6 protein-coding genes are annotated in these 11,477 nt (G+C 46.3%); 5 read left to right on the forward strand and 1 reads right to left on the reverse strand.

What is annotated here, in order from left to right:
- The first annotated feature begins 736 nt into the window (after positions 1 to 736).
- Complete coding sequence (gene murB, locus I2494_RS19385) at positions 737 to 1,774, forward strand: UDP-N-acetylmuramate dehydrogenase (RefSeq protein ID WP_218468781.1); 1,038 nt, start codon at positions 737 to 739, stop codon at positions 1,772 to 1,774.
- Positions 1,771 to 2,736: a bifunctional biotin--[acetyl-CoA-carboxylase] ligase/biotin operon repressor BirA gene (gene birA / locus I2494_RS19390; RefSeq protein WP_218468782.1), complete on the forward strand. Its 966-nt coding sequence runs from the start codon at positions 1,771 to 1,773 to the stop codon at positions 2,734 to 2,736. Before murB ends, birA begins: the two co-directional genes overlap by 4 nt.
- A gap of 53 nt (positions 2,737 to 2,789) precedes the next feature.
- Here birA and coaA read toward each other — a convergent pair whose 3' ends face one another.
- Positions 2,790 to 3,743: a type I pantothenate kinase gene (gene coaA, locus I2494_RS19395; RefSeq protein ID WP_218468783.1), complete on the reverse strand. Its 954-nt coding sequence runs from the start codon at positions 3,741 to 3,743 to the stop codon at positions 2,790 to 2,792.
- Between the two features lie 217 nt (positions 3,744 to 3,960).
- On the opposite strand from coaA, the gene hypF reads away from it, so the two are divergent.
- From hypF to I2494_RS19410, 3 genes are all read left to right on the forward strand, one after another.
- A complete protein-coding gene (hypF, locus tag I2494_RS19400) occupies positions 3,961 to 6,261 on the forward strand; it encodes a carbamoyltransferase HypF (RefSeq protein WP_267081353.1) in 2,301 nt (766 codons plus the stop codon).
- Positions 6,262 to 6,335: 74 nt separating this feature from the next.
- Positions 6,336 to 7,511 (forward strand): hypothetical protein, encoded by a 1,176-nt coding sequence (locus tag I2494_RS19405; protein WP_218468785.1) that lies wholly within the window; start codon positions 6,336 to 6,338, stop codon positions 7,509 to 7,511.
- A 758-nt stretch (positions 7,512 to 8,269) separates the two neighbouring features.
- The gene (locus tag I2494_RS19410) at positions 8,270 to 11,044 is read left to right on the forward strand and encodes an autotransporter serine protease (RefSeq protein WP_218468786.1); all 2,775 of its coding nucleotides are present in this window, start codon (positions 8,270 to 8,272) and stop codon (positions 11,042 to 11,044) included.
- Positions 11,045 to 11,477 lie beyond the last annotated feature (433 nt).

The following is an 11,477-nucleotide window of genomic DNA, read 5'->3' on the forward strand; positions in this document are numbered from 1 at the left end:
TGCGAATGCAGCGGCGATTAAAAAGGGCGGGGGTTGTCAGGGGTGTTCGCCCCTCAACACCCCTGACTCGACGCGTGCAGCGGGGCTGAGCTAGTGTCAGAATTTGAGGCGGCGAAATGTACACAGAACTAAAAATAAATCCATCTCAGAAAAACAAACCAAAGCATAAGTCGCAACCTCGAATCACGCATGCCCATATAGGCAGTGACTAATGTATAAACGCAGAACCAGTCTGCGAACGCAGCGGCGATTAAAAAGGGCGGGGGTTGTCAGGGGTGTTCGCCCCTCAACACCCCTGACTCGACGCAAGCAGCGGGGCTGAGTTAGTCTCAGTATTTGAGGCGGCGAAATGTACGCAGAACTAAAAAGAAAACCATCTCAGAAAAACAAACCAAAGCACAAGTCGCAACCCCGAAACACCGCTGCCCATATAGGCAGTGACTAATGTATAAACGCAGAACCAGTCTGCGAATGCAGCGGCGATTAAAAAGGGCGGGGGTTGTCAGGGGTGTTCGCCCCTCAACACCCCTGACTCGACGCGTGCAGCGGGGCTGAGCTAGTGTCAGAATTTGAGGCGGCGAAATGTACACGTAACTAACAATCCTCTAAAACAACAGCAAATATCTCAGGGCAACCTTAATCCCCCTAAAATATACGTAGTATCAAATTTCAGGTAGACTAACCACATCATTTTCCCTGTATCTTAATCACCCTAATAATTACGTCAGGATCTTCTATGACTCATCCATCCGTGTCGATTCAGAATCTTCATACTTTTGGTTTACCCGTTCATGCCCGGCGCGTTATCGTTGCTGAATCCGCTGAGCAATTGATCGATGCATGGCAGGAGTCAGAACAGCAGCAGTGTCCGGCATTGTTGCTGGGAGAAGGCAGTAATATGCTGTTTTTAGAGGATTTTGACGGTTGGATTATTCAGAATCGCATTAAAGGCAAGGAAATAGGCCAATCGGCTAATAACTGGTATTTACATGTTGGGGCTGGTGAAAACTGGCATGAGCTGGTGCGTTATGCGCTGGAACATAATATTGCCGGATTAGAGAATCTGGCACTGATCCCTGGCTGTGTTGGTTCGGCTCCAATTCAGAATATCGGCGCGTATGGCGTTGAACTGAAAGACGTTTGTGAATATGTCGATCTTCTCAATTTGAGAACCGGGGAGTTAACCCGACTGAAATCTGAACAGTGTCAATTTGGCTATCGGGAAAGTATTTTTAAACACCAGTTCCGCGATGGGTATGCCATTGTGGCGGTTGGTTTGAAGCTAAGAAAGCAGTGGAAACCGGTTTTAAGCTATGGTGATTTGCGTCAGTTTGATCTGGAAACCGTGACGCCAATGCAGGTGTTTGATGCGGTTTGTGCGATGCGTTCCAGTAAGTTACCCGATCCTAATGTGACCGGGAATGCCGGCAGTTTCTTTAAAAATCCGGTAGTAAGCGCTCAACAGGCTGCAGATATCCTGAAAAACTACCCTGTCGCTCCTCACTATCCACAGGCTGATGGTCAGGAAAAACTGGCTGCGGGCTGGTTGATTGATATGTGCCAGTTGAAAGGCCATCGTATTGGTGGTGCAGCCGTTCATCAACAGCAGGCGTTAGTACTGATTAATCAGGATAATGCTACCTCTCAGGATGTTGTCGCTTTAGCCGCCTATGTGCAAAAACAAGTGGCTGAACGTTTTAATGTTCTGTTGGAGCCAGAAGTTCGTTTTATAGGCAAAACCGGTGAGCGCAATGCGCTTGAGGTGCTGGCATGAAGAATATTGCAGTACCGTTGCAGCTGGTAAAGATACTCTCTGATGGGGAATTCCACTCCGGTGAACAAATAGGCTCCGAACTGGGAATGAGTCGTGCTGCCATCAATAAATATATGCAGACCCTGAGAGATTGGGGGTTGGATGTATTTACCGTTCCCGGTAAAGGCTATAGCTTGCCTGCGCCAATCCAACTGCTCGATGAGCAATTAATTAAACAACGTCTGACTGAAGGGCAGGTGACTGTATTACCGGTCATTGATTCTACCAACCAGTATCTGATGGAACGGCTCGATCAACTTCAGTCTGGTGATGCCTGTGTGGCGGAATATCAGCAGTCGGGCCGCGGTCGTCGTGGACGACAGTGGTTTTCTCCTTTCGGCGCGAACCTTTATCTTTCTATGTTTTGGCGTCTGGAACAGGGGCCGGCAGCGGCAATTGGCCTGAGTCTGGTGATAGGTATCGTGATGGCTGAAGTTCTGCATAAACTGGGTGCAGAAGGGGTAAAGGTTAAGTGGCCTAATGACCTCTATCTGAGCGACCGAAAGCTGGCTGGAATTCTGGTTGAATTGACCGGGAAAACCGGCGATGCGGCTAATGTGGTGATTGGCGCTGGTATTAACCTGAGTATGCGTGAACCGGACAGCAATGTCGTTAATCAGCAGTGGGCTAATCTGGCGGATAGCGGTATTGCTATTGATCGTAACGAATTAGTGCCTTGTTTGCTTTCAACCTTACGGGAATCGCTGATTCAATTTGAACAACAAGGGCTGGCTCCATTCGTGTCTCGCTGGCGTAAACTGGATAACTTTATCGATAGGCCGGTAAAACTGCTAATTGGTGAACAGCAGATTCACGGTATTGCCAGAGGCATTGATAAGCAGGGGGCATTACTGTTGGATCAGGATGGTGTGATTAAACCTTTTATTGGCGGAGAAATCTCTCTGCGTCCCGATCATGGCTAATTTATTCCCCGCATTTGGCGCGGGGAATAAGATATCTTGATGGAGCCGTTCGGTTATTTGCGTAATCGAACTTTCTCTACCGCATGATTATCCCCTTTTGTCAGAATCAGGCTGGCCCTTTCTCTGGTGGGCTGAATGTTCTGAATCAGGTTCTTACCATTAATTTCCAGCCAGATATTATTGGCAATATTCACGGCCTCTTCTTCTGACAGCTGGGCGTAACTGTGGAAATAAGAGTCAGGATCGGAGAATGCACCCTTACGGAATTTGAGGAAACGATTAACATACCATTGATGCAGCAGCTCTTCTTTAGCATCAACATAAATAGAAAAGTCGACAAAATCAGAAACGAAGACCCGATGTGGCGACTGAGGATAATCCATTCCGCTTTGCAATACGTTAAGTCCTTCAAGAATCAGAATATCTGGTTGCTCAATAATCTGCGTCTCACCCGGTAAGATATCGTATGTCAGATGGGAATACACCGGCGCTTCAACACGTGGTACACCTGATTTAATGTCTGAAACAAAGCGCACCAGATTCTGAATATCGTAAGATTGAGGAAACCCCTTTTTCTGCATCATATCCCGTTCACGCAGAATATGGTTAGGGTGCAGAAAACCATCGGTGGTGACCAACTCAACTCGCCGGTGTGTAGACCATCGACTCAGTAAAGCTTGTAATACGCGTGCACTGGTACTTTTACCCACGGCAACGCTACCCGCTACGCTGATAATGTAAGGAACCCGTTGGTTTTTAATTCCCAGAAACTTTTCCAGTACCGCCTGATTTTGCAGGTTACTGTCGATGTAAAAATTTAACAGGCGAGAAAGCGGCAGATAGACCTGAGAAACTTCGTCCAGTGACAGGTCTTCATTGATCCCTTTCAGATTAATAATTTCTTGTTCGGTTAACGTCAATGGCTCTGAATCCCTCAGAGCAGCCCACTGTTTACGACTAAATTCCATGTAAGGGCTTAAAGTAAATAGTTGTTGTTTGTTATTCATAAACCGTACTCTGTTGGTCAGCATCCTGTGTATTGTTATTGCGTCATAGCTGCGGGCCGAACAAGGGAATAGTCGACGTGAGGTGACATTATAGACATCTTCGACCAAAGCCGAGTAGTTTTTGTGGCCTAATTGATAATTTCTTTGATCTTTTTGAATGACCCATCGCGTTTGGTAGCGCAAAATAGCGGTGATACGGGCGATAATCGTAAACGGTATGGTTAAGGGGCATGATGTGATATCGGATGGGGTACAGCTTCGGATTAAGGGTAAAGTTCAGGGGGTCGGTTTTCGTCCTTATGTATGGCAATTAGCACATGATTTAGCGTTAACCGGTGATGTTTGTAATGATGCGGAAGGCGTGCTGATTCGTCTGGTGATGCCACCAGACGATATATATCAGACTTTTTTGACTCAACTTTATCAACGCTGCCCTCCATTGGCTCATATCGAAAGTATTACGCCTCACCCTCTAAACTGGCCAATTTTGCCGGTGGATTTTACCATTCGCAGTAGCGGTGAAGGGCATATGGATACTCAAGTCATACCCGATGCAGCAACGTGCCCCAGTTGTCTGAAGGAACTTTATTACCCTGAAGATCGTCGTTATCACTATCCATTTATTAACTGTACCCATTGTGGCCCACGTTTTACCATTATTCGCAAAATGCCTTATGACCGGCCCAATACAGCAATGGCTGAGTTTCCTTTGTGTCCCTCATGTTCAGAGGAGTATGAGTCACCCGCAGATCGTCGTTTTCATGCTCAACCGAATGCCTGTCCGGTTTGTGGGCCACATATCTGGCTTAGCGATCGAAGTGATTCATCAACTCGCCGAATAGTCGGTGACAATGCGCTGCAACAAGCGACAGATTTACTATTAAGTGGAGGGATCTTAGCCATAAAAGGTCTGGGTGGTTTCCATTTAACATGTGATGCCACTAATAGTGATGCCGTTAATAAATTGCGCCAGCGTAAACATCGTCCCTCTAAGCCTTTGGCTGTGATGCTACCCTCTGAGCAATGGCTTAATTATTGTAGTCAGGAACATGATGATGCATTAAAGCAGTTGTTAAAAAGCAGCCCTTCGCCAATTGTTTTAGTGACGCAGTCTTTGGGTTCTCCTTTAAGTGATGCTATTTGTCCCGGATTAGATGAGGTTGGGGTGATGCTGCCGTCAAATCCTTTGCAGCACTTATTGATTGGTATGGTGAACAGACCGCTGGTGATGACCTCCGGTAACGCCTCAGGCAAACCCCCTGCCTTATCTAATCAACAGGCGTTGGATGATTTAGCCGATATTGCTGACCTGTGGCTAATACATAATCGGGATATTGTGCAACGTGCGGATGACTCGGTCATTCGTTATCACTCTAGTAAAGCGGAGATGTTGCGCCGTGCCAGAGGTTATGTTCCCGATGCAATTGAGCTACCGCATGGTTTCGAGCATATACCTCCGATTCTTGCTATGGGAGCCGATCTGAAAAATACCTTCTGCTTGTTAAGGGGGAACTCCGCAGTACTCAGCCAGCATTTAGGTGATTTGGACGATCTGGATATTCAGCAGCAATATCAGCAATCATTGACGTTATTTGAAGATATTTATCATTTTGCACCGGAAGCTATCGTGGTCGATGCACACCCCGGTTACGTGAGCCACCGCTATGGCAGAGAACTGGCTGCACAGCGCAAATTACCGATTATTGAGGTTCTGCATCACCATGCCCATATTGCGGCCTGTCTGGCAGAGCATGGCTGGCGTAAAGAGCAAGGGCCGGTGATTGGCCTGGCTTTGGATGGATTAGGATACGGTGACAATGGTCAGCTATGGGGCGGGGAGTGTCTGTTGGTTGATTATCAGCATTGCCATCACCTTGGCGGATTACCCGCAGTGGCGCTCCCTGGGGGAGATAAGGCCTCTTTTCAACCATGGCGCAATCTTTTAGCCCAGTGGTTGCGTTTTGTTCCTGACTGGCAAAACTATTCTGCTGCAACAGCCATTACCCGGGAAAACTGGCAACCGTTGGAGGTGGCTATTGATAGAGGATTAAACTCACCGTCGGCATCCTCTTGTGGTCGTTTGTTTGATGCGGTTGCAGCTGCGCTGGCAATCTCTACTTCTGCTATCAGTTGGGAAGGTGAAGCAGCCTGTAAGCTGGAGGCGTTGGCACGCCAGTGCTGTCAAATAACTCATCCCGTGAGGATACCCGTGATTGATGGTCAGTTAGATTTGGCCTCGTTTTGGCATCAATGGCTGGCATATCAGGCTCCGCCTGCTGAGCGGGCTTATGCGTTTCATGATGCATTAGCTCAAGGTTTCGCTACAATGGCGAACATGTTTGCCCGGCAGTACCACATAGATACTGTTGTATTGTCTGGTGGGGTTATGCACAATCGCTTACTACGTGAGTTATTAGTTCATTATCTGGGTGACAAACAGGTTATTTGGCCGGAACGTTTGCCGATGGGGGATGGCGGATTATCTCTTGGACAGGCAATTATTGCGGCAGCTCGTTAATAAGCGTCTATTATTGATCTGTTCTTGGGAACTGGCAGCACCATAACGCGTGTTGATATCAGTTAAGGGTTTTTATGAAATTATTTACGCTATTTTTCGCCATAGTAACTATTTGGCTTGGTGTACTGTGCCCTGCGTATGCGCAGCATGATGAGCAACAGATGACTTATACCGGCCAGATTGGTAAATCTCCGGTGGTGGTTGAGCTGATTACTACTGACGCGAATGAGGTAACGGGACGTTATTTCTATTTGCGCTATCGTAAAGACATTGCCTTAACGGGAACCCAATCAGAAGGCGGCAGTTTTGAACTATATGAAAATGAAAACCTTACCGGTAAGCAAAAAGCACCCAAAATAACGTTGACGCCAACACCTGAGGGTGGGCTTAGCGGTCAGTGGCATGACGATAAAGCAAAAACAATCAATGTGTCACTGTTACCGGCAATTATCCCTGTAGGTCAAAAGCCAGAATTAACACCTTATCAAAACGAACTGAGTAAGGATAATCTCTATGATTATTTACGCCTGCTGAATATGCCCTTGAAAGCAGAGAATGAGCAGGAGTTTATGGGGTACCGTATTCGTTGGTGGAAAGAGCCGGGCTCAGGTATCCGCATGTTTGAATTGCTGTCCGGATATCCTCAGGAACAAATGGCTCAGGTAAACGTAAGACTGAGAGATCGTCTGTGGCGTGAAGTTGTCGATTATCATGGCTGCATGCTGGGCGGATTATCCGGTAGTTCTGGGCAGGCTGATTTTAATCAATCGGTAAAACCGACCTATTTCTCGCCTTCAGTGATCAGTGCCTCGGTATTTACTGATTATTACTGTGGTGGGGCACATCCTGATTTTGCTGATTCACCTATCAATTTGGATATGAAGAGTGGCAAAGAACTGGCGCTTGAAGATGTAATCTGGTTGGGCAAAGGCAAGCCAGTTTATTACAACGAGCAAGGGGGAGATGATGCAAATTTTGAAGCTTTCTCCGGTTATCGAAGTACTGTTTTCGCTCCCTGGATTGTGGAGCAAATGCGCAAACTTCATCCGTCACAAATGAAAAAGAGTGATGAATGTGATTACAGTACGGTTGAATATTGGTCTTTTGTTAACTGGCATTTTACACCAAAAGGGCTCTATTTTAGCCCGTCGTTTCCCCGAGTTGCCCGGGCATGTGAATACCCTGACTGGTCAGTGTTACCTTATGAGGTTATCAAAACTCATGCAGGGAATTTTAATATCACAGATTAACCGATAGCGGTGCTGTAAGAGTAGTATCTGGTATAACAGCACCGGATTGGTGTCTCTTTTAATTTTAACAACACATTAATTCACTTGTTTTTTATATGGTTTATTCAATTCTTTAATGTTAAAAAATTAATAATTCAAAATAAATTAAATTTATATGAAACACCCTTCTGTTTGTTTGTTAATCAAATATGTTATCAAGATATTAATGCCCATAAAAAATTTCCGGTTTTTATTTTTGCTATTTAAATCCACATAAAAAGTGTTCCTTTATGAGTGGTTAGAATAAATTTATACCACCTTTAACTGTGTGGTTATTTTATTGTTTTATAAAGTTAAATGAGCGATTTTTAATCAATTACAATGATTTGTTTCTTTAATTTATTGTTTTTATTGAATTAATTTTATTGTTAATTAATTGTGAATAAAATTGCTTTGCATATTTGACGGGTGTGAATAGTACGTCTAGCATTACATTTAGAATAACCATCAAAAGTGTCGTTGCAATTCATTTGATAGGGTTAGTCAGTAAGCAACATAACATTGTTATTCATAAGTATTATCTCCGAAGCCTTTGGGAAAGCTTTCAGGGGGAGGGATGACTTATATCTGAAATCCGAAATACTAAATCTTATTTGCGGAATTCAAGGAATGTTTAAATTGCTTATAAAAACGGCTAATAAAAGCCGGAGGTACTCCTCATGTCCTCAGAAAAATCATTATTACAAAAATCTTTATATCTCACTGGAAATTCTCTTTTAATGTTAACCCTTTCTGCCTGTGGTGGCGGAGGAGGCGGTGGTGGTGGCGGCGGCGGTAATGACGGCGTTGGCGGTACTTCTACTCCTACCACGCCGCCGGCTGAAACTAATGCTCCTGTTATCTCAGCGACAGAACCATTTACTCGCAATACCTACAACCAGAATTTATTTATTACCCATGCTGCAGAGGCTCGCATGGCAGGGTATACCGGTGCCGGAGTGATTGTCGGTTTGGTTGATAGTGGGGTATTAACCTCCAATCTGGCACTTCAGGGAAAAATAGCTCAATCATTAACTTATGTTGACCCAAGTACTAACGATACCAGCGTAGGCGATGTCAGGGGGCATGGTACCTCCGTCGCCCAAACTTTAGCCGGACAGCGGGTTGGACCATTCTCCGGAGGTACTGCGCCCGGCGTCACTATTGTCAGCGGTCGTATTATTTCTGACTCCTCCAGCTCCGCAGGTTCTAAAGGATACTCTTTAGCTAAAGTTAATTATGATATGGCGAGTGCGGGCGCTAAAATTCTGAATAATTCATGGAGTATGCCTGACTGGTCGATAACTGATACATCAACCACCAACAGTTATGTTAATGCTTATCAATATTTTGTCGTTTCCCACGGTGGGTTAGTGGTATTTGCCAGTGGTAATGACAGCGATATTACACCAACCAAAATAGCCTCTTTGCCAACGATTGCGAATTCACCTGCTTTGGAGAAGGGGTGGTTGGTCGTCAGCGCAGTGAATGTGAATCGGCCAGATGAACTTTCCGCTTACGCGAATGCCTGTGGTATCAGCATGCATTATTGTCTGGTGGCTCCGGGTACGGTATCCGTTCTGAGCCAGAATGCGCAAACCGGTGAGTTAAGCACCTCTCTGGTGTCTGGTACATCATTTGCTACTCCACAGGTAACCGGTGCTGCTGCGATGGTATGGCAGGCATTTCCCTACTTCACTAATGATTTAGTTCGTCAGACACTGTTGGGAACCGCAACTGATATTGGCGATCCTGGCGTTGATGCAACATTCGGTTATGGCATGTTGAATGTTGATGCTGCTATACGTGGCCCGGCTAAGTTTGACTGGGGCGATGTCAGCGTTTCATTTAGTGGCTACAGCTCAACCTGGGGTAACCCGATTAGCGGAGCCGGTGGCCTGATTAAGAATGGCACCGGTACTTTGATACTTGGAAAAGATGCGAGCTATACCGGTTTAACCCAAGTATTAGGTGGTACATTGGCTTCGGATAATGGACTGGCTTCTGCGGTAAATGTTGGCCCTTCTGGTACGCTGGATGTTCGCCGCGTTGGCGGTAATGTTAACAATCAGGGCAGTGTCGTATTACGTAATGGTCAAACTAACTTTAACAGTAACTATACCCAAACGGCTGATGGTCATTTAGCGCTGGTATTAGGTTCTACCTTGAATGTTCAGGGTACCGCGTCTCTGGCTGGCGATCTTCACGTACTGGCGGTTCCACAGGGTTATGTCACCACCACTCAACGTCAGGATGTGTTAACCGCTCAGGGGGGAGTAACCGGAAAATTCAGTACCTTTACCAAGGCATCGGGTGTCTTTTTGGATGCAACACCTGATTACAGTAACAATCAAGTTTGGTTAGATATTCAACGAGTACAGGCGACTAATGTAGCCGGTGTTGAATACAATGCGGCGGCAACTTCAGGTGCCACCCGGGTTGAACAGGCATTTACTCAGTTAGACCAACAGTTAGCCAATTCGCCGACGCCGGCGGATGCCAAAATGTCTGAATTCCTCAATGGCGCAGCCAGCCTGCAACAGTCACCAAATGCTCAGGCAGCTCAAGCCTCACTGGAAAGCCTGTCCGGACAACTGCCTGCAGCTTCTATGGCTATGACCATGCAGGCGGTTAACGTGAATAATCGTCAGGTTTCTGACCATATTGCTCAACTAATGGATTCCCCAAGGAATAATGGCTGGACCGGCAATATTAATTATCAGAGCAATCTGAGTAGCACCGGTTTCTCTGGTGTTAATTACAATATGAACGGTTGGGTTATGGGGCAGGATGTCTTTTTGGATAAAAATACCTTTATTGGTAGCTCACTTACCCGTAGTGATACCTATGGCAGTCTGAGCCGCGGTTCAGAAAGTAGCAGCGGCACCGTGGGTGAAGCCTCATTGTATGGCGGTAAGATCTTTGATTCTTATTATGTGACCGGACGTATTGCATCAGGTTACTACGACGGCCAACAAAAGCGCACGCTGTTACTGGGTAATCAAACTGCGCGCGTCAGCAGCGATCAAAGCGGCAACTATTTCACTCTTGGTAGTGAAATGGGTTACCGCATGAAGAAAGAGGGCTGGCAGTTCACCCCTTATGTTGACACCCAATATATCAGCCTGAAACAGGATGCCTTTAAGGAAACTGGCGCTTCTGGTTTCGGCTTACAGGCTAATTCACAAACAACTACCCGTTGGCAGGCCGGTGTCGGCGCCCGTGCCGGTTACGGCTGGGATATGGGAAACAAAGGGAAAGTTAACCTGACGGCTCAGACTCACTATCAACGGGCAATAAGCCAGGACAATGGCAGTTATAACGCCAGCTTTACCGGCGTGAACCAATATATGCCGCTGGAGGGTGTTCCACTGTCTCGGGATGTGATGATGGTTGGCAGCGGTTTGGAATGGGCGTTCTCGGATAACATGGCACTGAATATGATGTATGAGCAGTATTTTGCTGATAATCAGCAGTCAAATATGGTGAATATGAATGTTAGTGTCAGGTTTTGATTAACCTTAAATTAGATCTAAAGGTTTGGGAGTAAGTTTCGTCTGCTAGTGATGTTGAGTCTGAATCAACTATTGTGCAGCGACCGGGCAGAGGGCGAACGCCCTCTGCTCTCCCGCATCTTCTACGGCCGGAATACCCACCGTAGCCAACAGCAAAAGATACCAGTCAGCGGGGCAGCCCCGACGCACTCAAGAGCTTGAGTACTGTTGCCCTTCCGGCCGTACACTGTAGGCCATATAGGTACATCGCCACCACGGCCGGAATACCCACAACCGCCAATTTAAAAACTAAAACCCTTCCCCTATACGAAAAAAGCGCCCCGGCAGGGGCGCTTCTTAACAACATGTATCACTACAGTCAAACGGGGTATGCTGTTTACAGCATAAACACCCCAATCACTGCAATCACACTCAGCACGGTCGCCAGACCGTA

This window comes from Limnobaculum allomyrinae, assembly GCF_016649425.1.
GTDB lineage: Bacteria > Pseudomonadota > Gammaproteobacteria > Enterobacterales > Enterobacteriaceae > Limnobaculum > Limnobaculum allomyrinae.